Raw genomic sequence first — 23,322 nt, 5'->3', positions numbered from 1 at the left:
AACGGGCCCGGGCTGATTTTTCCGGGTTTGCCAGGGCGCAAGCGCGGGTTATTGCTTATTGGAGTCTTGGAGGAGCGCTGCGACGATGTCTGTCAGAACTCCTTGAAATATTCTGTACATCGTTATGTTGTACGGTATAGGGATGCTTTCTGGCTGACCTCCCTTATGGGCACACAACGTCGGTATGGGTGGTCTTAATTAAGGGCCTTGTATGACGCAACTTCAGCGCTCCATCACTATTCCGCAGCTCAACCCCACAATCTGGAACACTCTTGAGCTCGTGCGCTTACGCCAAACCCCCTGGCACAAGAAACAAGCAGTTTTTGAACAATTACAGTCGCTGGGATTAGTCCAAGCCATCCCGCAAACGACGCAGACTCCTTCCCCTTTCCCCGCTCCCCTGATAGCCATGTTGACCGAAGAAGGGCGGCAATTGCTGGAAGCTCGATCCAATCATCAAGAGGCCTTGATCAAGCTTTTGGACGCGTGATCCTTTAGCTTGAACTGGTTTGCCTGGCTTGTCCTTTGCCGGACAGGCCAGGCCGCTTGCCCTCTTTGAACGTTTTCTGGATAAGTGACGCCTTGAGCGAAAACTGTATAATGCTGTTTTTATATACAGTATTTCGATCATGGAGCTATCGCGCAAACTCGAGATTCTGGCCGACGCGGCAAAGTACGATGCCTCTTGCGCCAGCAGTGCCGCGCCCAAACGGGATTCCCGTGGGCGTACGGGTCTTGGGGCCAGTACGGGGGCCGGCATCTGTCATAGCTTTACGCCTGACGGGCGCTGCGTATCGCTGCTCAAAATACTGCTGACCAATTTTTGTCAGTATGACTGCCTGTATTGCGTGAACCGGCGCTCCAGCAACGTGCCACGCGCGCGTTTTCGGCCTGCCGAAGTGGTTGATCTGACGCTGGATTTTTATCGGCGTAACTATATAGATGGTCTGTTTCTGAGCTCGGGCATCATACGAAGTTCGGACTACACCATGGAGAGCCTGGTCGAGGTGGCGCGCTCCTTGCGCGAAGATCACCATTTTCGCGGCTATATCCACCTTAAAACCATTCCTGATGCAGATCCCCAGCTGATTACGTTGGCTGGTCTTTATGCAGACCGCCTCAGCGTCAACATCGAGCTTCCCACAGACGCTGGCCTGAGCCGTCTTGCGCCCGAGAAAAGTGGGCATACGATCAAGCGCGCCATGGGCGTCATTCGTCTGTCCCAGGAACAGGCTCAGGAGGAGAAGCGGCCTAAAGTGCCTGCCGGGCAAAGTACACAAATGATTGTCGGTGCGGATGCAGCGGATGACCGCAATATCTTGCAAACGGCGCAGACCTTGTACGGAGCCTACAAGCTCAAGCGGGTGTATTACTCGGCATTCAGCCCCATCCCGGACAGTTCGTCGGCGCTGCCAGCCCAGCCGCCGCCGCTCTTGCGGGAGCATCGTCTGTATCAGGCCGATTTCCTGCTGCGTAGCTACGGTTTCCGGGCCGAGGAGCTGTTTCAGGATAAGGGCGATTTACCCTTGGATATTGATCCCAAGCTGTCTTGGGCCTTGTCCAATCGAGCGGTTTTTCCGGTAGATCTGAATCGGGCGCCCGAGCGTCTGATTGCGCGTGTTCCGGGTATAGGCATACGCAATGCCAAGCGCCTGGTCGAGCTTCGTCAGATGCGGGCGATCCGATATCAGGACTTGATTCGCTTGCGGTGTTCCATCAAGACATTGCAGCCGTTTGTAGTGGTCCAGGATTACCGTCCCGGCCTTGCTGAAGCCGCGTCAGACAAGCTGCGACGCATGCTCTCGAGCAATCCGCAGCAACTGAGCTTGCTATGAATCCTCCTTGTGTGACGACCTTGCTTCTTTCTGGCAGCAGGAGCCAACAGTCATGATGACTCTGATGGTGAACGGCGGTTATCTGGCCTGGCGCGAGCAGGCATTACGCGCTTTGGCCGAGGGCTGGTCGCCGGAGGAGCTTTGTTGGGCAGAAGCAAGCCCGGATTTAGGGCGGCAAGGGCAGCAAATCGGGTTGGAGTATGAAGCGTCCCATGCGCCGCTTCCCTCTCCTGTTTCCTTGCAAGAGCCCCAGGCGCAGCAGCCCGTTTCCAGTGTGTCTATGCGTATTTCCAAAGGGCTGGCTGCCTTGCTGCAGGATGCGGCCCTGTGTCGTGCGCCGGCGCGTTGGGCTTTACTTTACCGTGTCCTGTGGCGCTGGCATCAGGGTGATCGCAGTGTGGAGTCTGTAGCAAACGAAGATGGTGCCCGTTTGTACGAGATGGCCAAAGCGGTGCGTAAGGAAAAACACGACATGATGGCTTATGTACGGTTCCGCCATTGTGGCAAGGGCATGCAGCCCGAGTACTGGGCCTGGTTTGAACCCGAGCACGATGTGCTGGAGTGGATTGCAGACTATTTCTCCAAACGCATGGGGGGCACGTCGTGGTGTATCGCGACGCCGCAAGGGCTTGCACTGTGGGATGGTCGGAATCTGCAGCTGCAGGATGCCCCCGACAATATAGAGGCGTTACGGGCTGGCCCGGCCGATGATCAGGTGGAGGCCTTGTGGTTGCGCTATTACCAAAGCATTTTCAATCCCGCGCGGCTGAATGAAACCGCTTTGCAGCAGAGCATGCCAGTGCGATTCTGGAAAGGCCTGCCCGAAGCCAGCTTGATTCCCGCCATGATTAGCGAGGCCCGTAATGGCGCCCGGCGAGTGGGGCAGTTTAGTGCGGTAGCCCGGATGCCGGGCAAGTCAGTCGCGGTGGAGGCCCACAGCGCACAGCCTCACCGCAGTGAACCGTCTGTACTGGAAGCCTGTCGTCGCTGCGGCCTATGGGAGCACGCTACGCAAGCAGTGCCGGGAGAAGGCCCGGCAACAGCGCGCATGATGTTGCTGGGCGAGCAACCCGGTGATTACGAGGATTTGGCAGGGCGTGTCTTTGTCGGTCCTGCAGGGCGGGTTCTGGATCAGGCTTTGCAGCGTGCCGGTATTGAACGCAATGCGCTGTATCTGAGCAATGCCGTCAAGCATTTCAAATGGAAAGGGCGAGGCAAGCAGCGTTTGCATGTCAGCCCCTCTCAAGCCGAAGTGCAGGCATGTGGGCACTGGTTGCAGGAAGAACTGGCGCGCCTTGAACCTGCTGTCATCGTTACTTTTGGGGTGACGGCCTTATCTGCTTTGCTGGGAACCCAAGTGCCGCTTGCTCAGTATTTGGCCAAGCCGTTTCTTTTAGGGCAGACGTGGGTAATTGCAGCTTGGCATCCTTCGTATGCGCTGCGTGTGGACTCTGCGGCCCGCCGCGAGGAAATTGTCAGCAGTATTACCCAGGTCTTGCAAATAGGATGGCGGCTGGCGACAGGCCCCGCTACGGACGAGGGCCTGGCCGCGGGTATCAACTCAGCCGCTTGATTTCCTGGTCTTGCACGTTGACCAGTAACTCACTGATGTGGCCTTGAGTCAGTTCAAGTTCAGGAGCCAGATCAGCCAGTGGTACCAGCACAAAAGCACGTTCATGCATGCGGGGGTGGGGTACGATTAGCCGCTCTGTGTTGATCTGCTCTTGCCCGTAAAGCAGCAAGTCCAGATCCAGGGTACGGGGGGCATTACGGTACAGGCGCGTGCGGCCGTGCTCTTGCTCGATGTGTTGCAGACGGTCCAGCAAGGTCTCGGGGGCCAGGGTGCAGGAAAAGCGAACGACTGTATTGACGTAATCCGGACCACTGGAATCGACGGGAGCCGTGCTGTAGAAATGGGCCAGCGTCAGATCCTGGATGCCAGCAGTAGCGGCCAGTTCAGCCGCTGCTGTGTCCAGAGTTTGTCGTGCTTCGCCCAGATTCGCGCCCATGGCGACGAAAACGGTGGTGCTGCCTGGAATCACGATTCGCTTCCACCCGTTGCGTTGCTGCGCTTGGCGTTGGAGCGACGGCGGCGGGTACGGCGCTGGCCGCTGCGCGAGCCGGTAGCGGCGGTGCCAGCGGGTTTACGTACGGCAATCATATTGCTGCGTTCTTCGTCACCGGCATCGGCCAGATCCATCCACCACTGTGCCTGCACGCTATCCACCTCTTTGGCTTCGGCGCGTAGTTGTAAAAAATCCACAGCGGCACGGAAACGAGGTTGTTCCGTCATGCGCCAGATAGCGCGATTGGCGATGCGCTCAAAACGGGGCTGCATGAACCAGATTTCGCGCATATCCGACTGGAAGCGCTTTTGAATCGGCATGATGCGGCTTTGTTTTTCCAGGATCAGGTCGGCGGCTTCCAGCAAGGCTTGCTGGGGATGCATGTCCTGGGCACTGCGTCGTTCCCATTCTTGCTTGACCAGCTTCCAGAGCAGGCAGGCATAGATAAAGCTGGGGCTGACCGATTTGCCAGCACGAACGCGGGTGTCGGTGCGGGCCAGGGCCATATCCAGGAATTCAGAGCCACCGGGCAGGCGTTGAACCGGCTCGACCATAGGCAAGAGCTTGCTGTGCAGACCCAGCGCCTGCAGGCGCTGGATGCAGTCCATGGCGTGGCCGCAGTTCAGCAGCTTGAGTGTTTCGTCAGCCAGACGGGACTCGGGTACGTTCTCGATCAGACGCGACAAGGAACGAATGGGCGCATCCGTTGCCGGTTCGATGGTGGCATCCAGCTTGGAGGCAAAGCGCACGGCACGCAGCATGCGCACCGGGTCTTCGCGATAGCGGGTTTCCGCATCACCAATAATGCGTACCTGGCGGTCTTTCAGATCGGCTACCCCGTTGTGGTAGTCGATGACGGTTTCAGTCAGGGGATCGTAGTACAGCGCGTTCAGTGTGAAGTCGCGGCGTGCGGCATCGTCTTCGATGGTGCCGTACTCGTTGTCGCGCAGGATGCGGCCATGTTCATCCGTTTGCTTGCCGCTATCATCGGCCCGGAAAGTCGAGGTTTCGATGATTTCCTGGCCAAACACCACGTGAACCAGGCGGAAGCGGCGGCCAATGATGCGGGCACGACGGAACAGGGGGCGGATTTGCTCGGGTGTGGCGTTGGTTGCCACGTCAAAGTCCTTGGGCTCCAGGCCCACCAGCAAATCGCGCACCGCGCCGCCCACGACATAGGCTTGATAGCCTTCGTGGTTCAGGACCTCGCACACTTTGATGGCATGACGCGAGACCAGACGCCGGTCTATGCCATGTTCTTCTCGTGTGTAGCGGCGCGGCCCTTTGGGACGCGCGCTTTTGGCTGGTTTGAGCAGCCGGTCGACAAATGTTTTTATTGTTCGCTTGAGCATGCGTCTGATTTTACGATTTGCTGTCCATCATGTCAGCGAACAAATCGATGACGACCCAATTGCGTTCGGTGGCCACGGCACGCAGCTTGTCGCTGGGGTTGGTTGCCACGGGGTCGGTCACCACTTCCATCAGGGGCAGATCGTTGGGCGAATCGCTGTAAAACCAGCTGCGCTCGAAGTCGGCCAAAGTTTTGCCCATGGTTTGCAGCCACTGCTCCACACGGGTGATCTTGCCAGCCTGAAAGCTGGGCACGCCGCTGATCTTGCCGGTGTAGCGGCCGTCTTTCATTTCGGGGGTGGTGGCGATCAGGTGGTCTACGCCCAATGCAGCAGCTATGGGGCGCGTCACGAATTCGTTGGTAGCGGTCACGATTGCCACCAGATGGCCCTGGTCCTGATGTTGGGCCAACAGTTCGCGTGCAGCGGGGCTGATCGAGGGCAGGATCACGGCCTGCATGAATTCGTCCTGCCAGGCCAGCAACTCTTCCTGGCTGGCATTGGTGAGCAGGCCCAACATGAATTCGGCCGATTCCTCGGCCGTCAGCAATCCCTGGTTATAGCGTTCCATCAGGTCTTCATTCAGACGAATGGCTTCAGCGGGGTCACCGACGCGGCCGGTACGGGCCAGGAAGTCAGCCCACTGGTAATCGCTATCTAAAGGAAGCAGAGTGTGGTCCAGATCAAACAGGGCAATAAAAGAAGAAGCAGTCATGACTCAACTAGAAGATTGGGTCTGGCTGTTGGCCAGAAGTTCTTTGAGCAGGGGTAAAGTGATGGGGCGTTTCTTTACCAGTGAATAATTGTCCAGCGCATCGATCAGTGCGCTCAAGCGGTTCATATCGCGATCGTAGTGAGTCAGTATCCAGCTGAGCACTTCCGCTTGCAGCTGCAGACCGCGGGCAGCGGCTCGCTGTTGCATGGCTTCGGCCCGATGGGCGTCCGACAGGTATTCCAGCCTGAATACCAGGTCCCAGCCCAGGCGTGTGCGCAAGTCCTCGCGCACGGACATGGTTTTGGGAGCCCGGTCGCCGGAGACCAGCAGCGTGAAGGCGTCTGGCCGGGTGGCCGACTCGCGCCAGCGATTGTACAGTGCAAATACGGCAGCCTGTCCGTGCTCGTCAAAACGTTCGATATCGTCGATGGCCAAGAGGCTGGGAGGGGCTTTGTCATCGGTAGCGATGTCAAAGATGGGCTGGGAGGGTGTATCTGAACTAAAATAGCGGCTGTCGTCTTGACTGGCCATCGCCCGCAGCAGATGTGTTCGACCTGCGCCGGGCGGTCCCCACAGGTAAACCGCGCGTCCTGGACTGCATTGACGCAGAGCCTGCAACGCAGCCTGATTCGCTCCGGCAACAAAGTTGTCCAAAGAGGCAGGCGGTGCTGGAGATATATCCAGAATCAGTTGCTCGGTCATGTGTCGTACAATTTCGTCCAACTCGCAATTTTCACATATCCCACGGCTTTTCCCATGAAAAACACTACTTCTGTTTCCTTGACCTACCGCGATGCAGGCGTGGATATCGACGCGGGCGATGCCCTGGTCGATCGTATTAAACCACTGGCTGCCAAAACCATGCGTGCAGGCGTCATGGCTGGAATCGGAGGCTTTGGCGCTTTGTTTGAAGTGCCTACCCACCTTAAAGAGCCCGTTCTGGTGTCCGGCACCGACGGTGTTGGTACCAAACTACGCCTGGCATTTGACTGGCAGCGCCACGACACTGTGGGTATAGACCTGGTGGCCATGAGTGTCAACGACATTCTAGTCCAGGGCGCAGAACCCTTGTACTTTCTGGATTACTTTGCCTGCGGCAAGCTGTCGGTCGACACGGCAGCTCAAGTAGTTGGCGGCATTGCCAAGGGTTGTGAACTGTCCGCTTGTGCCCTGATCGGTGGTGAAACGGCAGAGATGCCCGGCATGTACCCCGAAGGCGAGTACGACCTGGCCGGTTTTGCAGTGGGAGCGGTAGAAAAATCGCGCATTATCGATGGCAAGTCCATTGTTCCTGGTGACGTGGTTCTGGGTCTGGCTTCCAGCGGTGCCCACTCCAACGGTTACTCCCTGATTCGCAAGATTCTCAAGCACGCCAACGCCAAGCCTACCGACGAGCTTGATGGCCGTCCTTTGGCTGACGTGGTCATGGAACCCACCCGCATCTACGTGAAATCCGTGCTGGCTGCCTTGGCTGCCCACGGTGCGGACATCAAGGGCCTGGCTCACATCACGGGTGGCGGCTTGCTGGAAAACGTGCCACGCATTCTGCAAAAGCACCTGACTGCCCGTCTGAAGCGCGATTCCTGGACCATGCCTGCCTTGTTCCAGTGGTTGCAAAGCAACGGTAACGTGGCCGACGAAGAAATGTACCGTGTGTTCAACTGCGGTATCGGCATGATCATCATTGTTCCTGCTGACAAGGCAGACGCCATCAGCGCCACTTTGTCCGAGCAAGGCGAAACCGTCTACCAATTGGGCGAAATCCTGGAGCGTCAGGAAGGTCAGGCACAGACCGAAGTGGTCTAAAAACCTCTGATCTTTCCGTCAGTAAAAAAGCCAGCTCATCAAGCTGGCTTTTTTTATTCCTGCATCCTGCTTTGAATTGCCCTGTATTACCGCATCGAATCTGATGTATTTGTTTTTCAAATAAATATTATATGGATTTGATTATGTCGTTTTTCGAGCTAATCCGAATTTAGGTATTACTCGTACATTCCATAATGTTCCCCGAACAGCAAGGCTCCTACAGTAACGGCAAGCACATAGAAATTTCAGCTGAAATGTTAGAAGCAATTTCTTAGGGGGAAGAAAATGGAGCACAGCGATTTATCTTTGAAAGACCCGCATCCTGCTTTGCACAACGAAGACTTGGCGCCTTTGCCACGACAAAAACGCTTGTGGGGCTGGTTCGAGATTTTCAACGTCTGGTCTAACGATATTCAAAGTCTGTTTGGCTACACCTTGGCCGCCACCTTGTTTATTTCTTATGGTCTGAATGGTTGGGCCGTATTTGCTGGCATCTTGCTGGCCGGTTTTATTGTGATGGGGCTGGTGAATCTGAGCGGTAAACCCAGCGTGCTGTATGGCGTTCCCTATCCTGTGATTGCCCGTATCAGCATGGGGGTGAAGGGCGCCAAGTTTCCTGCTCTGGTGCGCGGGATTGTGGCCATTTTCTGGTATGGCGTGCAGACCTACTTTGCCTCCACGGCCTTGGCGCTGTTGTTCAATGCCTTGCTGGATCATCCCGGCGGAGCCTTGTTCCTGGGGCTGGATTGGGTGGGGTGGGTGTCTTACGTGGTGGTCTGCATCCTGCAGCTGGGTATTTTCCTGATGGGCATGAAGTGGATTACGCGCTTCCTGAACTGGGCGGGCCCGTTGGTGTATCTGGTGATGTTCGCCTTGCTGGCCGTGATCTGGTACAAGGCTGGCGGTGGTTTGCTCGATAAAGTGGGTGAGATCTTTGCCGGTAAAGGCTCTTACGAAGGCGGACCCTTGATGGCCTTTGGCGCGGTAGTAGGAACCATGGTGGCGTACTTTGCTGCCGTTGTGATCAACTACGGCGACTTCTCGCGCTTTGTGAAAGACGAGCGCAGCATGCGTATCGGTAACTTCATGGGCTTGCCTGTCAGCCTGGCCGTATTCTCCTTCCTGGCCTTGTTCATTACCGCCGGTACAGCTGTGTTGTTTGGCGAAACCTTGACCAACCCTACCGATATTGTGGATCGCGTCGATAGTCTGGCTTTAACGGTGATCGCGGCTTTGACCTTCTTTGCCGCAACCGTGGGTATCAACCTGGTGGCGAACTTTATTCCACCGGCCTTTGATTTGGCCAACCTCAAGCCCGAGCTGATCTCTGCCAAGATGGGCGGCATTCTGACAGCCGTAATTGCTTTCTTTATCGGTGCCTTGTGGCTGCCCTTGATCAGCGCTATCGGCATTACGGGTTTTGTGGATACCTTGGGCGCCTTGCTGGCTCCCTTGTACGGCATCATGATTGTGGACTTCTACTTGATCCGCAAACAGCGTGTCGTGGTGTCGGATCTGTTCAGCCTGGCAGAAAGCGGTACCTACTACTTCCAGAATGGCTGGAACAAGCGTGCAATGGCCGCTTTCTTCCTGGCGGCGGTGTTCTCGGTAGCGACTGTCTGGGTGCCTGCGCTGGCGAATATGGCGGGTTACGGCTGGCTGATTGGTGCCTTGTTGGGTGGCGCGTTCCAATACGTGGCCATGCGCACCAAAGTTTTGCCCAAGCTGAGCGGCGCTTCGGTGTAAGAGGCGTTTCGGGTAAAAAAACGGTCTCTTTGAACGGCCCCTTGGCAGTCGGATACTATCCGGCCGTCAAGGGGCCGTTCCTACGAGCGAGCCTGGTGTATCAGGCTGGCCAGATCTGGCGTGCCGCTTGCACAATCTGCTCGGCGGCTTGCGGGCTCTGGCAGTTGAATTGCAGACGCTCGGGTTCGGAGCGTAGCCAGGTCAATTGACGTTTGGCTAGCTGGCGAGTCGCGGCAATCGCCTGTTCGATCGCCACGTCCAGGCTGACTTCGCCGTCCAGATACGACCACAGTTGCCGATAGCCCACACAGCGAATGGAGGGCAGACCGGGATGTAAATCAGGGCGCTGGTACAGCTTCTCCACTTCCTGCAGCAGCCCTTGCGCGATCATGTCGTGATAGCGAGCCGCAATGCGCTTATGCAGCCAGGATCTATCTTCTGGCTCCAGGCTCATGGTGACGTACTGGTGGCTCTCTTCTTGCGGCTGGGCTTTGTCCTTGAGCCAGTCACTCATGGTCTTGCCACTGATATGGAAAATCTCCAGCGCACGTTGAATGCGCTGGCTGTCGCGGGGAGCCAGTCGGGCAGCTGTCACCGGGTCGATGCGGGTCAGTTCCTCGTGCATGCCGGGCCAGCCAATCTCCTGGGCACGCTCATCCAGCTGCTGGCGAATGGCAGGGTCTGCCTGCGGCAAGTCGTTCAAGCCTTCGCGTAAGGCTTTGTAATACAGCATGGTGCCGCCACACAGCACGGGGTAATGCCCGCGCGTCCGGATTTCTTGAATAAGACGGGTCGCGTCGGTGGCGAACTCTGCGGCTGAGTAGCTTTCTACCGGGTCGCGTATGTCCAGCAAGTGGTGGGGGATAGCGGCTTGTTCTTCGGCGCTGGGTTTGGCGGTGCCAATGTCCATGTCACGGTAAATCGTGGCCGAGTCCATCACAATCACTTCAATCGGCCAGTGTTGCGCCAGGATATGCGTGCTTGCGCTTTTGCCGCTGGCCGTCGGGCCAGCCAGGCACAGAATGGGTAAATCGTTCATTGTCCACGCATAAAAAGTTTGTCCAGCTCGCTGAGCTTCCATTGGAACCAGGTGGGGCGGCCGTGATTACACAGGTCGGCCCGGTCAGTTTGTTCCATCTTGCGAAGCAGGGCGTTCATCTCGGGGATGCTCAGGCGACGATTGGCGCGTACGGCGCCGTGGCAGGCCATGGTGGAGAGCAGTTCGTTGCGTTGCTCATCCAGGTGGCGTGACGAGCCTACCTGGGCCAGATCGCGCAGTACGGCACGGGCCAGCGATTCGATATCGCCTTGGGCCAGGAGGGCGGGGACGGCACGCACGGCCATGGTGGTGGGGCCTGCCGGATTCATGCTCAGGCCCAGATCGGCCAGGGTTTCCTGATGCTCATCCAGCAAGGCGATATCACTTTCTGAGCAACTGAATACGACCGGCACCAGCAGATCCTGACGGGGCAGTTCGCGGCCATCCAGAGCCTGCTTTAATTGTTCGTAGACCACGCGTTCATGTGCGGCGTGCATGTCCACCAGAATCATGCCCTGACGGGTTTCGGACAGAATATAGATGCCGTGCAACTGCCCCAGGGCCATGCCCAAAGGAAATTCGTCCGTTGTGCTGTCTGTCTCGCTTTGGTAGCTGGTGACTGGCGTGTTGCTGGGAGCAGGCTCAATCGGGCGATACATGCTTTTCCAGTCGACATTGCCGCCTCCAGATGGCTCGCGCAGGCTGAAACTGGATTGCCAACCTTGACGGGCCGGATGGCTATACGGCATGGCGGGTTCGCTGCTGGTGTAGGAGCTGCTGGGTGCGCCAGGCGTGGCCGAAGGGTAGGGTGTGCCCGTTATAGGAGGCTGGGTAGCGCCTTCAGGTAAAGGCATGGCGGCAACAGGCGTTTCGCCGGCCATGCTGCCTTGCGCCAAGGTTTGTCCGACAGACTGCAGCACAAAGCGGTAGACGGCACCGCTGTCACGGAAGCGAACCTCGTGCTTGGCGGGGTGTACGTTCACATCCAGCGTGGATGGGGCAATGTCCAGAAACAGGGCATAGGCAGGCTGGCGATCTCCATGCAGTACATCGGCATAAGCACTGCGTATAGCATGCGAGACGGTGCGGTCGCGTACAAAACGGCCATTCACGAACAAGAACTGTTTGTCTGCACTGGGGCGAGCATGGGCGGGGTGAATCACCAGACCACGCAAGCTGATCAGGCCTTGTTCCTGGGCGACAGGCAGGCTTTGCTCAATAAACTCTTTGCCCAAAATATCCAGCAGGCGTTGCTCCAGTGTGCCGCTGCGCCAGTGGCGTTGGGGCTTGTCATTGTGAAACAGTCGGAAAGCGATCTGCGGCTGTGCCAGGGCAATGCGCTCCAGCGCGGTCACGCAATGGCCGTACTCCGTGCCTTCCGTACGCAGGAACTTGCGACGGGCAGGGATTTCGTCAAATAGCTGACGTACATCCACATGCGTGCCAATCTGCCCGGAGGCGGGCTGGGGTTCGCTTTGACCCAGTGAGTACTCCCAGGCGTGCGGGTCGTCCTGAGTGCGCGAGTTGATCGTCAGGCGGGCTACCGAGGCAATTGAGGGCAGGGCTTCCCCCCGAAAGCCCATGGAGGCCACGGACTCCAGTTCTTCCAGCGAGCGAATCTTGCTGGTGGCATGTTGCAGCAGCGCCAGGGGCAATTCTTCCTGGGTGATGCCGTGGCCATCGTCGCTGACAGAGATGCGGCGTATGCCGCCGCCGTCCAGGCGAATCTCGATGGCACTGGCTCCGGCGTCAATCGCGTTTTCCAGCAATTCCTTCAGGACAGATGCCGGGCGCTCGATAACTTCACCGGCTGCAATTTGGCTTACAAGCAAGTCCGGGAGTGGGATAATACGGCGTCTTGATGACATAGGGCGGCTGGCCTTGTGTGTATTCAGGGTTGAACATTACACGTTCAACGGGTTTCAAACGGTAGCGGCTTATTTTAACCGCTTGCTCTATGGTGTCGGTCTGGCCAGTATCGGACTGGCTGGATTGTTATTTTGGTGTGGAACTATGCCCGATTTACTCAGCATGATCCTTCATATTGACCAGTACCTGGGTGTGTGGGTCGAGCAGTATGGAGCCTGGATTTATCTTGTTCTGTTCTTGATTATATTTGGCGAGACCGGGCTTGTGGTTTTGCCCTTCCTGCCGGGCGATTCCCTGTTGTTTATTGCTGGAGCCTTTGGCGCTTCGGGCATGCTGGACCCGGTCATGCTGGGTGGCCTGCTGATCGTGGCAGCCGTGCTGGGTAATACCGTGAACTATCACGTGGGTCGGTATATAGGCCCGAAAGTCTTTACCCAGGAATCCCGATTCCTGGATCGTCGTGCGTTGGTCAAAACCCATGCTTTCTATGAAAAGCATGGTGGCAAGACCATCGTCATTTCCCGCTTCCTGCCTTTGTTCCGTACTTTTGCGCCTTTTGTAGCGGGTGTGGGCCATATGAATGCCATGCGCTTTCAGATGTACAACATTACTGGCGCGGTGCTGTGGATTTGCAGCTTGATTACGCTGGGCTACTTCTTTGGTAATGTGCCTTTCATCAAGGCGCATTTGAATACCATTGTGCTGATTGGTATTGCGGCAGCGGCAGTGCCTGTTGTGGCTGGGGCCTTGTGGAAAATCTTCAAGCGCAAGAGCAAGGGTGATGCGACTTTGTAGGATTTGAGATCGGATTGCTTGCTTGTTAAAGGTTAAGGAAAGGACGCCAGTAGGCGTCCTTTTTTATTTCGGGAACCTGTCAGATATCGCTGTTGTGGGCGAGGGGGTAAAAGCTGTCGCAAAATCTGGGCTCAAGTGTTCAAGTGTTCAAGGTAACTATTGGCACTCTCCGTATTTTTGAAAAAGCCGCCTCTGTTTCAGCCTTTAGCAAAGAATGCCTCAGCTTTCTTGAGGGGGAGCCGCTAGTCTGCAGGCGGGGCCCTGGCCTGTGCTGCGCACGGGTACCCTTGTCTCCTGAGCTATCCAGGCGCCCCGTGAACTCGCGCGATAGCTCGTCCCCCGGACGAGCTATAAGCGTCGCGCTCAAACAGCACGGGGCTTGTATCCTGGATAGCTCAAGAGCCTGCGGCCAGAACCCTGACTCGCCTGCAGACTAGCGGCTCCCCCTCAAGAAAAGGCCATGCCGATTCAGGTTCAAACTGGTCTTTGCCCAAAGACGCTCTCTTTTCCGAACAGCCTCAGACTCTACGGAAACAAAAAAAGCGCAGCAAAAATGCTGCGCTTTTTTCATCGAACCAAGCAGATAGTTAGCTACGGCTGGCCAGTGCCGGAAACTCGGCAAAATATCCCCGGATGCCGGTCAGAATGGCTTGGGCAATTTTGTCCTGATGCGAAGAACTACGTAGCAGACGCTCTTCTTCCGGATTACTGATAAATGCCGTTTCGATCAGAATCGATGGAATATCGGGTGCTTTCAACACAGCAAAACCAGCGCGTTCAACATTGCGCTTGTGCAGGCGGTTGATCTTGCCGATCTCGCCCAGCAGGCGCGAGCCCACTTTCACCGAGTCGTTAATCTGTGCGGCTGTGGACAGGTCCAGCAGAATCTGTGCGACCTGACGGTTGTGGGAACCCAGGTTCAGACCACCGATCAAGTCAGCATCGTTCTCTTTCTTGGCCAGCCAACGGGCCGCCGAGCTGGTTGCACCGTTCTGGGACAGGGCGTAGATGGACGAGCCACGCGCACTGGGCTTGATCCAGGCGTCGGCATGAATACTGATGAACAGGTCGGCTTTCACCCGACGCGCTTTTTGTACACGCACTTGCAGCGGCACGAAGAAGTCCGAGTCACGCGTCAAATAAGTACGCATATTGGGCTGAGCATCAATCAGACGCTTCAAGCGGCGGGCGATATTCAGCACCACATCTTTTTCACGGGTCCCACCGGGGCCGATGGCACCGGGGTCCTCTCCACCGTGGCCGGGGTCCAGCGCAATCAGCAAAGGACGATTGGGAGTACCCGGCGTGGCTGCAGGCGAAGGGGAGCGCGGTGGAGTCGTGACAGGAGGCGGCGTACGAGCGACGGGCGGCAAGGTTTGCCCTTGTACCGTAGGGACAGGCGCGTCAGGCGAGTTTTGAGCCAGGCTTTCCAGGACGGAAGCCAGGGGGTCGTTATCGTCCTGAATTTGCAAGGCCAGCAGCGGGTCTTGCGCCACACGCGGGTACAAGTCCAGCACCAGACGGTACTTGTATTCGCCAACGGGCTTGAGCGTAAAAATCTGGGGAGCGACGGCCTGTTTCAGATCCAGCACCAGACGCACGACGTCGGGGCGGTTCTGGCCCACGCGCACGGAGCGAATGTAGGGGTCATTGGGGCGGACCTTGGAAACCAGCTCCTCGATGGTGCGGTTCATGGTCAGGCCCTGGATGTCCACCACCATGCGATGGGGGTTTTCCAGTGTGAAGTGCTCGGCCTTGAGCTCGCTATCCATTTCCAGGGTGACGCGGGTGTATTCGTCTGCCGGCCAGGTACGGACGGCCACGATGGTGCTGGCGTTCGCCAGCCGCGGTATGACGGGAAGCAGGAACAGGGTGGTGGCCGTGGCGACGAATCGGCGACGGGCCTTGCCGGCTGGGGCTACTTCTGCAGGCTGGGGGCGAGTGTCGTAATCCATAGCGTTCCTTTGGCGCTGCGTGCATCCAGGGTGGCCAAACGACCGTCACCGCAATAATCCAGGTGTAAATCCAGATCGGGCTCGGGCAATAAATCCCCTGCTTTTTCGGGCCATTCGATCAGCACAACAGCATTGTCTTGCAAAATATCGCGAAAACCTGCGTCGACCCATTCTCGTGGATCGCTAAATCTATAAAAATCAAGATGATAGAAGTATAAGCTAGAAACTTTATAACTTTCAAGCAAAGCGTAGCTAGGACTTTTGATACGACCGGTAACGCCACAAGCCCGTAACAGGGCCCGAACAAAGTGGGTTTTACCGGCGCCCAGGTCACCATGAAGATGAATTCGTCCACCCACAGGCACACCGGGAACCTGACCGCTTAGCAGCGGGGCAAGGCGCTCGGCCAAGGCGGTGGTGGCGTCCTCGTCAGGCAAGGACAGGGTTAAAGCTTGCGGATTCATAGGCTTGGATCAGGTAGCGAGGGATAACCACAATGGAATGGTCAAGCCCGCTAGTATAGTGCCGATCGACATGGTCAGCGCGACCAGACGGCTATCGGCTCCCATGCGGGCAGCCAGTACGTGGGCAGAAGAGGCCGTAGGCAGGGCAGCAAATACCAGTAACATCTGGCGCTCCAATGTGCTCATATCCAACACCCAGGCAATTGCCAGGGCCGCCAAGGGCAAAGCCAGCAGCTTGATGGCCGTAATCCAGCCGATCAAGGCCCCCGCACGCCGCGAGCCTTGCAGGGACAAGGTGGCGCCTACACACAACAAACCAATCCCCAGGGCACAAGCCCCCAAGCGGCTAAAGGCCAATTGAACCGGGCCTGGTACGGACAAACCAGCCAGATTCCAGGCCAGTGCAGCAACAGTAGACAGAATCAGGGGATTTTTAAGCAGCTCGATGGCGATACGGCCTTGCTGCCCCCGCGCTAGCACGGTCACTGCCACCATATTGGCCATGGGAACAGAAAAGCCCACCAGCAAAGCCATAACGGCGACACCCGATGGCCCGGCAATCGCACTGGCCAGAGACATCCCCAAATAGGTATTGAAGCGAAAGGCGCATTGAGTCAGGGCCGCGTGCTGCAAATGTTCGGGTTTCAGAATGGGCAGGGCCAGCCAGGCCAGAACCGTGCCTACGGCAATTAAAACAGCCGCAGCGACCAATAAAGGCCAGGTATCGCCCAGATTGAGCGGAATACGAGTAATGGAATCAAACAGCAGGGCTGGAAACAGGACGTAATAGACTAGCTTCTCCGCACCCTGGAAAAAATCCCGACTGAAATGAAAGCGATGCAGCAGTAAAGCCCCCAGTGCAATTAACAGGAAATCGGGCAGAATCAGCGGGAATATTGTGGCCATGATGAGGGTAAATAGAAGCAGATATAGGTATATCCCCTGTAGGTATCTGCTTTCAGAATTAACAATTGATGGGGATTAGCTGCGCTATTATTGGTTAGTTCCCCTTACCCAGGGGATGGATCTACAAAAAGACTAAAGAGGAGATGTTCCCATGATAGAGAAGTTTCCCAAGAAATTTGCGCTGCTATCCCTTTGTGCAAGTTTGTCCATAATCGGCACGGCTAATGTCGCTCATGCTCAAGCGGATTATCCGAATCAAGCGATTCGCGTCATTGTTCCTTTTGCGCCAGGCGGCTCCACCGATATTGTGGCGCGCATTGTGACCAAGGGCATGAGCGAAGTGCTGGGCCAGTCCATGGTGGTAGAAAACAAGGGTGGTGCCGGGGGCGCTATTGGAGCGGCAGAAGCGGCTCGCGCCAAACCTGACGGCTATACCTTGTCAATTGCCACCATTTCGACTCTGGCAGTAAATCCCGCTTGCCGCCCCAATGATTTGCCTTACGACCCCTTGAAAGACTTTGTGCCGGTCAGCAACTTTGCCAACCTGCCCAACGTGATCGAGGTCAACCCCAAATTCCCGGCACAGAACTTCAAGGAGTTCGTGCAGCAACTGAAAGACAATCCAGGTAAGTATTCTTACGGCAGCTCGGGCACTTGCTCGGTGCTGCACTTGTTTGGCGAAGCCTTCAAGCTGGAAACTGGCACCGACATCGTGCACGTGCCTTACCGTGGTGCCGGTCCGGCTGTGACGGATGCGGTCGGTGGCCAGATCAATGCCATGTTTGATAACTTGCCGTCGTCCATGGCCCAGATCCAGGCTGGCAACTTGCGCGCACTGGCGATTGCCTGGCCCGAGCGTCTGCCTGCTCTGAAAGATGTGCCGACCTTGGCCGAAGAAGGCTACCCGCAGTTGAACAGCCCGGCCTGGTATGGTCTGCTGGCTCCCAAGGGTACGCCGCCTGAGATCGTTGCCAAGCTGCATGCCGCTGCCGCTGAAGCCTTGAAGAAGCCCGAAATTATTTCGGCTTTGGAAAAGCAGGGAGCAACACCGTCGGGTAACTCGCCTGAAGAGTTCGCCAAGGAAATCAAGGAGCAGTACGACTGGGCCCACGACGTGGTCAAGAAAGGCAATATCAAGCTGGAATAAGCTCGTCTCAGTCTTTTCTCGCCGACTGGCAAGGAACAGCACCCCAAGTGCCAAGCTCATTTTGGTGCTTGGGGTGTTTTGTTATGGCTCCGTCTTATCCGGGTTATAGCGACCTAGACATGCCTGTATCAAAACGGTCAGGAGTCCCAGGTTTCCGCGTACGCTGCTGATTTTCGTTGGGACCTGTCCTTTGGGGTAAAGTCGGCTGGTAGGTAATTCAACACAGGTATAGCCAAGCTTGGGTATCCGATAGGACAGGTAGGCCAGTAGTTCGTAATTAGCAAAAATATCGCGGAAAGGAGCGACACGAGGGTCTAGCAAGATACGTCGGCTATAGGCTCGAAAGCCTTGCGTGGTGTCGGTCCAGCGGAATCCAGAAAACAGGCTCAACATGGGCGCATGGATTAGACGTATCGCCAAATCGCGGGACAGAGGCGTGTTTTTTGCAAACCCACCCGCAATGTAGCGAGAGGCCTGAACGAAATCGGTTCCTTGTTTTAAGGATTGAATAAATTCGGGGATGGCTTGCGGGTCGTCCTTGTCGTTCCCGTCAATGGTGATGATTCCTTCATAGCCGCTTGTTAGACAAAAGGCATAGGCGCAACGCAATTGAGCACTCAGTTTTCCGCTACCCGTTTTGACAAGCAGGCCGCGCACTCCCAGTTGCTGTAATAGCATGGGTTCCAGTGAGCCGTCAGTACTGCCCCCATCAATAAGAATGATGTCAGCGTGCTTTTCGATTTGAGCATCTGCCATGCGTTGCAGAAGGCTATGTATGCGAGCCCCTTCATTGATTACGGGGATAACGACGCAATAGTCATGTCGTTTTCCTTGCCAGAAGGTACATTCGTAAGCAGGTACTTGCCAGTTTGCGGGCGCGGGTGAAATGGGGCTCATGTGCTTCGGAAAGTGATGAAAATAACACCGACAATGACCAATACGATGCCGATGAGTGTGGTGGTGGGGAATGCTTCACGAAAGAGCAGGTGAGACATGATTGCAACGCTCGCAATGGCCCCAGAGGTCAAAATGGGGTGCGCAACATTCAGGGGTAGTCTTGTCAGGGCGGCGGCATAAAGCAGAAAAGCTATTCCATAGAGAACTAGTCCTAGCCAAAATGGCCAGTTGCTCAAGGCGGCCATGGGGTCGGAGAGCGATGGAAAGCGGCGGGGGGGCATCATGGCCAATTTGACGAGCACACTGGCGCTGGCGTTCGCTGCAATACCCAAGAAAAGAATCAGCCATTTCATAGCGGCTGCTCAAGTGCGGGGTTGCGATAAGCCTGAATGGCAACGTGCAAGGCTCGTGAAATGCTTTGCAAGGCAGGTTCTGTTTCGGTAGCCAACATTTCTATGGTGACGATGGCTTTGGGCAGGGATTGGGCCAGGGCTGATGCCATTTTCCCATGGTCTGTTCCGTTATCGCCTAATGGCACCAATTGTGGTTCGCTTGCATGGACATGGCCGATCAGCGCTGCGTAAGAGTTCAGCACCTGGGCTACATCCTCCTGGTTGATGGTAATAGCCCCTGTGTCCAGTTGCATGCGTAAAGCCGGGTGGTTGACGGCTTTGACCACTAAGGCTGTTTCCTGACTGTTAGTCATGAAGTTGGCACCATAGCAGACTGGATTAGGCTCCAGGCATAGCAGAACGCCCTCATCGGCGGCGTAGTTGGCTGCTTGCTGGAAAAACTGGATTGCGCTGTCTGTGGCCTCTTGGTCGCTTAGACTATGACGATCCCGGTTGCGGGGGGAACCAAAGACCAGACGTGTTGCGCCCAGTATGCCTGCAATCCGAAAAATGGCCTGGAGGCGGGTAAGCAGCCCTGAGCGAGATGCTTTATCGCCAAAGACATTCAGGCCAGTGGTGCCAAACAACAAGGACTGCATGCCGATGATGCTGATACCACGTTCATGCCACCACTGTTTCACTGCCATGATTTCGGCTTTGGTCGCCAGCTCAGGGGATGAGAAGTATTTGCCCGGCGCAATATCGATGGCGTCAATCTGATGCTGTTCAAGCAATGTGGCGATACGCTGATCTTCTTCAGGCTGCCAGGCGATATTGGAAATGGACAGTCGCATAGTTAGCCCTTCTCCTGAGATAGCGTGACAGGTTCGGTTTGGACATAAGCCCGTATAGCTTGGATGGACTCTTTGCGACTGTATTGGTAGGCACCATGAGCCTCATACAGTTTGGTGTGCAAGCTTCGGATGTCGTAGTGGGCAGGAGGGTGGTCCGTCACGTTTTCAAAGAACTGGTTAAAGCCGTGTGTGGCAATCTCTGCGACGCTCACGGGTTCAGCACATAAATGCAGTAGCTCCAAATCTGCTTTTAGTGCCGTTTGCAAGTCATACCAAAGGTTGATCATAGGGTAAAACTGGAACAGCGCCTGGCTATCAATCGCTTGTAGATTATTGCTGTTCAGAAAATCGAACAGGATATTTTTACTAAGGCCAGGCCCAACCAGACCAGGAAGACGGACAATCAGGTGATTCTCGAATCGTTGGGTAACGAATTTCTCCAGCATGCGACGGTGCAGGCCGTAAGGGTGCAGATTGCTTTCATCGACTTCGCTGGACTCATCGACATGAATCGGGCTTTTGAATACATCTACCGTGCTGATGAGTACAAATTTTTTGCAGGTAATCCGGTCCAGATGCGCAATCAGTTGTTCAATGACTTCTTTGTCATGGGCAGGCTCCTTGTTGGCCAGCCATTTTTTGGCGGGAGCAGCGCAGCAATAGACGGTGTCATATGGTTGAGTGCCGATTTGATCGGCATTGGTGCTACGAAAGTTGTGCCCGAAAGCACGCTGACGACTGAGTGTCTGGCCTACAAAACCGGAGTATCCGATCAGGGCATCTTCATTCATGGTCTCTGAGTCCTTCTTGGTAGCGTAAGCAGAGCGTGGCTCTGCATGTCTCTATGGGGTAGTGCTGGATGATAAAAGCATCCAAGGCAGGAAAGCGCTGTTTCATTGAACGGCCATCAATGTTGTAGGACCAAAAGGTAGAGGAGTAAATCAACACCGGCACATTGCTGAGCTTTACGTCATTGATCAGCTCGTCTTCATAGTCCGCTGATGCATAGACGGGGTAGGTAAAGCGGCTGCAGGCGGGTAAACGGGTAAGGCCGTTGATCAGACCATGATTGGCAAGATCAAACACGCAGTGAGCTTTGTGGCGCTGCAATTCGGCACTCGCCCACTGTATGTCGGGTGCAACGGTATCTTGATCCAGCTGTTTTTTGATCAGGGGGGTGACCCATCCATATCGGCTTTGCGTAAGTTCAGGGTCAACGTCCTGGCTCAGGGCAAATATATAAACTGAAAATAGCAGTGAGGCGCACAAGGCCAGATTGGCGACGAAGCGCTGCCCGGTGTAACGAGGCGTGTTCGCCTGCAGCAGGCAGGCGGCAGCAAGAGCAGGGACGAAAGTAGTGTGTTCTAGTCCGATCAGGAAGCTTTGCCACAGCAGCCAGATTGCTGCTGCCCCAAACAGCCATTGCATTCTGGATTGGATGCAGGGGGTTCGAATCGCCAGCAGCATCGGAATCCATAACGCGTAATGAATATGCTCCGGATCTGCCCGGTTTGTCCCTATTTTGGTGAAGAGTGCCGCAAGCAAGGACAGAGCAATCAGTTCCGACAAGGCTTTTTTCAGACTATGGGCGCGCCAGTGCGAGAACCAGCAGCCGAGTACGGCCAGTATATTGAGTTGTACGGCAAACTCGATGAGAGGTGTGGTTTGTGGCCCGGCGGCCAGGCGCCATTGCGCTGATGTGCGCATTAGTACCAGAATATTTTCCAGTAACGAAGCAGGGGAAAGAATAGGATGTATCAGGCCCGCCAAAGCAAGGGTCAGCACGAACATAGCCAACGCGATCAGGTAGTCTCGCTGACGAGGTAAGAGAACGAGGGTTGCCGTACCCAGAGCCAGGCAAGCCGCGATACCACGGTCAAAGCTCCAGACCAGCCCCAGGGCCATGCTCAGACCGAATGCCACTTGCTGTGCTCTCCGTATTTGTCGGCTGTATCCTGGTTTGATCAGCAAGTAGAAAAGCAGGAGGCAGAGCAAAAGAAACAGATCTCGGTAGCCGACAGTAAAGGCCGCTGACAAAGCCAGGCACAGTGCGGGTAATCCTGGACGTGGCTGGTCTGATAGGCGAATTCCTAAAATAGAGACCAGCAAGCAGGCTATCAAGCCTAAAAGACAATACAGAAAGAAGGTAGGCAGAAAGCTGTAATGGGTGTCGCTCAGGCTGGAGATGAGTAAATACGGGATGTAATCCAGGGCCCCATGAATGGATAGTGCGGGAAAGGGGGAACCGGCTGTGTCCGACAAAGACTGTGCAACGGCGAAATACTCCCCTTGGTGAAAAGGGTCCTGGAAGAAATAGTTTGAGCCCTGGACAGTGAAGCGGCCGGAGAATTTTTCAATTAGGGCAGCGGGCAGACACAAGGCAAGAATGGCTGGTGCAGTGATGCGGTGTTGGAGGTCAACGGATTTCATCTTCTATTTTTTCCAGGACATCATAGATGTTGTCGACTTTTCCACCCAGTATTGACCAGCAGCCCGGCAAAGTATGGTGGCGCTCGAACAAGATGGGACGGCCATCGTCTGTCTCATTACGGCTGAGTACGGTCTTTACTTCGAACAAAGACTCTTTATATTGGGCTTTGGCCATCGCTGGCATATAGCGTTGTACGTCCCGAATCATACGATCAAAGCGAGACTGGTAATCATAGGTGCGCAAGCGTTGATAAGGGTCTAACGTAGGTTGATCCTGCCAGTGAAGGTGCGGTGTGTAGCGTACATGCGATAGCGTGTGGAGTTGGCGAGCGGGAAAGGGCATGACCGAGAAAAAGGGGCCGTCCATGACGGTGATGCCCAGTGAAGCCAGTTCTGAAGGCATTTGAATCAGTGCCATCTCCGTGATTTCATGTTTGAGTTTGCTTTGGATAGGCGGAAAGTCTCCCCCTAATTGGTTCAAGCCGCTGTAGGTACAGTTCAGAATGCGTTGCGTTTGAATATTTTTGGGGGCGGCGTCCTGATCGGTGATCTGTAGGCTCAGGCGGCCAGGATTATCTTGGCCGACAGTGCTTGCTTTAACTCCGCAAAGGACGGTGACTCCAGCATCGCTCAGGGCCTGCCTGGCCCAGGAGGCTAATGTGGTGCTATCAAACGCATACTCATCCACCAGAAAAACGTTTTCGATGAGTTTGGGATTAAATAGGGCAAGCAAGGTTGGGGGGGCATTTTCGATGCGGGCGTCAATTTGTTGGCAAAATTTGATAAATTGCCTGGCGGTGACTTTCGAATTGCGACGAGCAATGGCGTAGAGCTTGAGATGCTCTTTGTAGATGGCTTGCGGCCATTCTTGCAGAAAACGGGGCAGATTGATTCTGCTTCTATAGGCAGTGACGAAACTGCGTGGATAGTGGTAACCATTATGTACTCGAGCCTGGTTGTTGTATGAGGCCCGCGTCATTAACGCTTTTTCTTGTTCTACCAAGCATACCCGCCAGTTTCGTTGACGAGCCAGGAAGACGGCAATGGCACATCCATAAAAACCGCCCCCAATCACCACCGCATCCCATGATGAATTGTCCCCGGTCGTTCTTTCCAT

The 23,322-nt window shown here is 55.6% G+C and carries 22 protein-coding genes; 7 read left to right on the top strand and 15 right to left on the bottom strand.

Going from position 1 to position 23,322, the window contains the following annotated elements; translation table 11 throughout:
* Nucleotides 1-211 precede the first annotated feature (211 nt).
* The 3 genes from ACFPDR_RS11120 to ACFPDR_RS11110 all read left to right on the top strand — a co-directional run bounded on the left by ACFPDR_RS11120 (nt 212) and on the right by ACFPDR_RS11110 (nt 3,408).
* On the top strand, nt 212-490 hold the full coding sequence (locus tag ACFPDR_RS11120) for a hypothetical protein (protein WP_022983473.1): 279 nt from the start codon (nt 212-214) through the stop codon (nt 488-490).
* 139 nt (nt 491-629) lie between these two features.
* A complete protein-coding gene (locus tag ACFPDR_RS11115) occupies nt 630-1,835 on the top strand; it encodes a putative DNA modification/repair radical SAM protein (RefSeq protein WP_009461276.1) in 1,206 nt (401 codons plus the stop codon).
* Between the two features lie 52 nt (nt 1,836-1,887).
* Nucleotides 1,888-3,408, top strand: coding sequence for a UdgX family uracil-DNA binding protein (locus ACFPDR_RS11110; protein ID WP_376911135.1), 1,521 nt, complete (start codon nt 1,888-1,890; stop codon nt 3,406-3,408).
* On the opposite strand, the gene folK is transcribed toward ACFPDR_RS11110, so the two are convergent.
* Genes folK through hda form a run of 4 tightly spaced genes read right to left on the bottom strand, consistent with a single transcriptional unit; the run spans nt 3,392 to nt 6,667 of the window.
* Complete coding sequence (folK, locus tag ACFPDR_RS11105) at nt 3,392-3,844, bottom strand: 2-amino-4-hydroxy-6-hydroxymethyldihydropteridine diphosphokinase (protein WP_376911267.1); 453 nt, start codon at nt 3,842-3,844, stop codon at nt 3,392-3,394. The two genes, ACFPDR_RS11110 and folK, sit on opposite strands and share 17 nt — an antisense overlap.
* A 29-nt stretch (nt 3,845-3,873) precedes the next feature.
* Entirely contained in the window at nt 3,874-5,253 is a 1,380-nt protein-coding gene (gene pcnB / locus ACFPDR_RS11100; RefSeq protein ID WP_009461279.1) for a polynucleotide adenylyltransferase PcnB, read from the bottom strand.
* A 10-nt stretch (nt 5,254-5,263) separates the two neighbouring features.
* Nucleotides 5,264-5,965, bottom strand: a complete 702-nt coding sequence (locus ACFPDR_RS11095) for an HAD family hydrolase (protein ID WP_009461280.1) — start codon at nt 5,963-5,965, stop codon at nt 5,264-5,266.
* 3 nt (nt 5,966-5,968) lie between these two features.
* On the bottom strand, nt 5,969-6,667 hold the full coding sequence (gene hda, locus ACFPDR_RS11090; RefSeq protein WP_022983475.1) for a DnaA regulatory inactivator Hda: 699 nt from the start codon (nt 6,665-6,667) through the stop codon (nt 5,969-5,971).
* A gap of 54 nt (nt 6,668-6,721) precedes the next feature.
* Between hda and purM the strand changes: the two genes are divergently transcribed.
* Together purM and ACFPDR_RS11075 are read left to right on the top strand one after the other, a co-directional pair.
* Entirely contained in the window at nt 6,722-7,771 is a 1,050-nt protein-coding gene (gene purM / locus ACFPDR_RS11085; RefSeq protein WP_022983476.1) for a phosphoribosylformylglycinamidine cyclo-ligase, read from the top strand.
* A gap of 285 nt (nt 7,772-8,056) precedes the next feature.
* Nucleotides 8,057-9,517: an NCS1 family nucleobase:cation symporter-1 gene (locus ACFPDR_RS11075; protein ID WP_137431383.1), complete on the top strand. Its 1,461-nt coding sequence runs from the start codon at nt 8,057-8,059 to the stop codon at nt 9,515-9,517.
* A 100-nt stretch (nt 9,518-9,617) separates the two neighbouring features.
* On the opposite strand, the gene miaA is transcribed toward ACFPDR_RS11075, so the two are convergent.
* The gene (gene miaA / locus ACFPDR_RS11070; RefSeq protein WP_115634191.1) at nt 9,618-10,556 is read right to left on the bottom strand and encodes a tRNA (adenosine(37)-N6)-dimethylallyltransferase MiaA; all 939 of its coding nucleotides are present in this window, start codon (nt 10,554-10,556) and stop codon (nt 9,618-9,620) included.
* The gene (gene mutL / locus ACFPDR_RS11065; RefSeq protein ID WP_376911134.1) at nt 10,553-12,424 is read right to left on the bottom strand and encodes a DNA mismatch repair endonuclease MutL; all 1,872 of its coding nucleotides are present in this window, start codon (nt 12,422-12,424) and stop codon (nt 10,553-10,555) included. Before mutL ends, miaA begins: the two co-directional genes overlap by 4 nt.
* Before the next feature lie 145 nt (nt 12,425-12,569).
* Here mutL and ACFPDR_RS11060 point away from each other — a divergent pair, with 145 nt between their 5' ends.
* Nucleotides 12,570-13,220, top strand: coding sequence for a VTT domain-containing protein (locus tag ACFPDR_RS11060; RefSeq protein ID WP_026485215.1), 651 nt, complete (start codon nt 12,570-12,572; stop codon nt 13,218-13,220).
* A gap of 587 nt (nt 13,221-13,807) precedes the next feature.
* Here ACFPDR_RS11060 and ACFPDR_RS11055 read toward each other — a convergent pair.
* Genes ACFPDR_RS11055 through ACFPDR_RS11045 form a run of 3 tightly spaced genes read right to left on the bottom strand, consistent with a single transcriptional unit; the run spans nt 13,808 to nt 16,545 of the window.
* Entirely contained in the window at nt 13,808-15,175 is a 1,368-nt protein-coding gene (locus tag ACFPDR_RS11055) for an N-acetylmuramoyl-L-alanine amidase (protein ID WP_009461284.1), read from the bottom strand.
* Nucleotides 15,139-15,639 (bottom strand): bifunctional alanine racemase/tRNA (adenosine(37)-N6)-threonylcarbamoyltransferase complex ATPase subunit type 1 TsaE, encoded by a 501-nt coding sequence (locus tag ACFPDR_RS11050; protein WP_009461285.1) that lies wholly within the window; start codon nt 15,637-15,639, stop codon nt 15,139-15,141. The genes ACFPDR_RS11055 and ACFPDR_RS11050 overlap by 37 nt, the downstream gene beginning before the upstream one ends.
* Before the next feature lie 9 nt (nt 15,640-15,648).
* Entirely contained in the window at nt 15,649-16,545 is an 897-nt protein-coding gene (locus ACFPDR_RS11045) for an AEC family transporter (protein ID WP_009461286.1), read from the bottom strand.
* 151 nt (nt 16,546-16,696) lie between these two features.
* Here ACFPDR_RS11045 and ACFPDR_RS11040 point away from each other — a divergent pair, with 151 nt between their 5' ends.
* A complete protein-coding gene (locus ACFPDR_RS11040; protein ID WP_035271016.1) occupies nt 16,697-17,692 on the top strand; it encodes a tripartite tricarboxylate transporter substrate binding protein BugE in 996 nt (331 codons plus the stop codon).
* An 81-nt stretch (nt 17,693-17,773) separates the two neighbouring features.
* On the opposite strand, the gene ACFPDR_RS11035 is transcribed toward ACFPDR_RS11040, so the two are convergent.
* From ACFPDR_RS11035 to ACFPDR_RS11010, 6 genes are read right to left on the bottom strand one after another with little or no spacing between them, the layout of a single operon-like run.
* Nucleotides 17,774-18,589 carry a glycosyltransferase family 2 protein gene (locus ACFPDR_RS11035; RefSeq protein WP_115634189.1) on the bottom strand — a complete coding sequence of 272 codons (816 nt, stop codon included), beginning with the start codon at nt 18,587-18,589 and terminating at the stop codon, nt 17,774-17,776.
* Nucleotides 18,586-18,942, bottom strand: a complete 357-nt coding sequence (locus tag ACFPDR_RS11030) for a DMT family transporter (protein WP_115634188.1) — start codon at nt 18,940-18,942, stop codon at nt 18,586-18,588. Before ACFPDR_RS11030 ends, ACFPDR_RS11035 begins: the two co-directional genes overlap by 4 nt.
* A complete protein-coding gene (locus ACFPDR_RS11025) occupies nt 18,939-19,775 on the bottom strand; it encodes a sugar phosphate isomerase/epimerase family protein (protein WP_115634187.1) in 837 nt (278 codons plus the stop codon). The genes ACFPDR_RS11030 and ACFPDR_RS11025 overlap by 4 nt, the downstream gene beginning before the upstream one ends.
* 2 nt (nt 19,776-19,777) lie before the next feature.
* Nucleotides 19,778-20,566, bottom strand: coding sequence for an NAD-dependent epimerase/dehydratase family protein (locus tag ACFPDR_RS11020; RefSeq protein WP_376911133.1), 789 nt, complete (start codon nt 20,564-20,566; stop codon nt 19,778-19,780).
* Nucleotides 20,559-22,205 carry a hypothetical protein gene (locus ACFPDR_RS11015; protein ID WP_115634185.1) on the bottom strand — a complete coding sequence of 549 codons (1,647 nt, stop codon included), beginning with the start codon at nt 22,203-22,205 and terminating at the stop codon, nt 20,559-20,561. Before ACFPDR_RS11015 ends, ACFPDR_RS11020 begins: the two co-directional genes overlap by 8 nt.
* The gene (locus tag ACFPDR_RS11010; protein ID WP_203145043.1) at nt 22,192-23,322 is read right to left on the bottom strand and encodes an FAD-dependent oxidoreductase; all 1,131 of its coding nucleotides are present in this window, start codon (nt 23,320-23,322) and stop codon (nt 22,192-22,194) included. Before ACFPDR_RS11010 ends, ACFPDR_RS11015 begins: the two co-directional genes overlap by 14 nt.

The organism is Alcaligenes sp. GCM10023179 (genome assembly GCF_042653705.1).
In the GTDB taxonomy this organism is placed as follows: domain Bacteria; phylum Pseudomonadota; class Gammaproteobacteria; order Burkholderiales; family Burkholderiaceae_B; genus Alcaligenes; species Alcaligenes phenolicus.
The sequence above is the reverse complement of the archived record's forward strand: the minus strand, read 5'-3'. Positions and strand labels throughout refer to the sequence as shown.

What these genes read in the sequence shown, in the direction of transcription:
- ACFPDR_RS11120 (WP_022983473.1), top strand. Translation starts at nt 212, where the DNA reads ATGACGCAACTTCAGCGCTCCATCACTATTCCGCAGCTCAACCCCACA.
- ACFPDR_RS11115 (WP_009461276.1), top strand. Translation starts at nt 630, where the DNA reads ATGGAGCTATCGCGCAAACTCGAGATTCTGGCCGACGCGGCAAAGTAC.
- ACFPDR_RS11110 (WP_376911135.1), top strand. Translation starts at nt 1,888, where the DNA reads ATGATGACTCTGATGGTGAACGGCGGTTATCTGGCCTGGCGCGAGCAG.
- folK (WP_376911267.1), bottom strand. Translation starts at nt 3,844, where the DNA reads ATGGGCGCGAATCTGGGCGAAGCACGACAAACTCTGGACACAGCAGCG.
- pcnB (WP_009461279.1), bottom strand. Translation starts at nt 5,253, where the DNA reads ATGCTCAAGCGAACAATAAAAACATTTGTCGACCGGCTGCTCAAACCA.
- ACFPDR_RS11095 (WP_009461280.1), bottom strand. Translation starts at nt 5,965, where the DNA reads ATGACTGCTTCTTCTTTTATTGCCCTGTTTGATCTGGACCACACTCTG.
- hda (WP_022983475.1), bottom strand. Translation starts at nt 6,667, where the DNA reads ATGACCGAGCAACTGATTCTGGATATATCTCCAGCACCGCCTGCCTCT.
- purM (WP_022983476.1), top strand. Translation starts at nt 6,722, where the DNA reads ATGAAAAACACTACTTCTGTTTCCTTGACCTACCGCGATGCAGGCGTG.
- ACFPDR_RS11075 (WP_137431383.1), top strand. Translation starts at nt 8,057, where the DNA reads ATGGAGCACAGCGATTTATCTTTGAAAGACCCGCATCCTGCTTTGCAC.
- miaA (WP_115634191.1), bottom strand. Translation starts at nt 10,556, where the DNA reads ATGAACGATTTACCCATTCTGTGCCTGGCTGGCCCGACGGCCAGCGGC.
- mutL (WP_376911134.1), bottom strand. Translation starts at nt 12,424, where the DNA reads ATGTCATCAAGACGCCGTATTATCCCACTCCCGGACTTGCTTGTAAGC.
- ACFPDR_RS11060 (WP_026485215.1), top strand. Translation starts at nt 12,570, where the DNA reads ATGCCCGATTTACTCAGCATGATCCTTCATATTGACCAGTACCTGGGT.
- ACFPDR_RS11055 (WP_009461284.1), bottom strand. Translation starts at nt 15,175, where the DNA reads ATGGATTACGACACTCGCCCCCAGCCTGCAGAAGTAGCCCCAGCCGGC.
- ACFPDR_RS11050 (WP_009461285.1), bottom strand. Translation starts at nt 15,639, where the DNA reads ATGAATCCGCAAGCTTTAACCCTGTCCTTGCCTGACGAGGACGCCACC.
- ACFPDR_RS11045 (WP_009461286.1), bottom strand. Translation starts at nt 16,545, where the DNA reads ATGGCCACAATATTCCCGCTGATTCTGCCCGATTTCCTGTTAATTGCA.
- ACFPDR_RS11040 (WP_035271016.1), top strand. Translation starts at nt 16,697, where the DNA reads ATGATAGAGAAGTTTCCCAAGAAATTTGCGCTGCTATCCCTTTGTGCA.
- ACFPDR_RS11035 (WP_115634189.1), bottom strand. Translation starts at nt 18,589, where the DNA reads ATGAGCCCCATTTCACCCGCGCCCGCAAACTGGCAAGTACCTGCTTAC.
- ACFPDR_RS11030 (WP_115634188.1), bottom strand. Translation starts at nt 18,942, where the DNA reads ATGAAATGGCTGATTCTTTTCTTGGGTATTGCAGCGAACGCCAGCGCC.
- ACFPDR_RS11025 (WP_115634187.1), bottom strand. Translation starts at nt 19,775, where the DNA reads ATGCGACTGTCCATTTCCAATATCGCCTGGCAGCCTGAAGAAGATCAG.
- ACFPDR_RS11020 (WP_376911133.1), bottom strand. Translation starts at nt 20,566, where the DNA reads ATGAATGAAGATGCCCTGATCGGATACTCCGGTTTTGTAGGCCAGACA.
- ACFPDR_RS11015 (WP_115634185.1), bottom strand. Translation starts at nt 22,205, where the DNA reads ATGAAATCCGTTGACCTCCAACACCGCATCACTGCACCAGCCATTCTT.
- ACFPDR_RS11010 (WP_203145043.1), bottom strand. Translation starts at nt 23,322, where the DNA reads ATGGAAAGAACGACCGGGGACAATTCATCATGGGATGCGGTGGTGATT.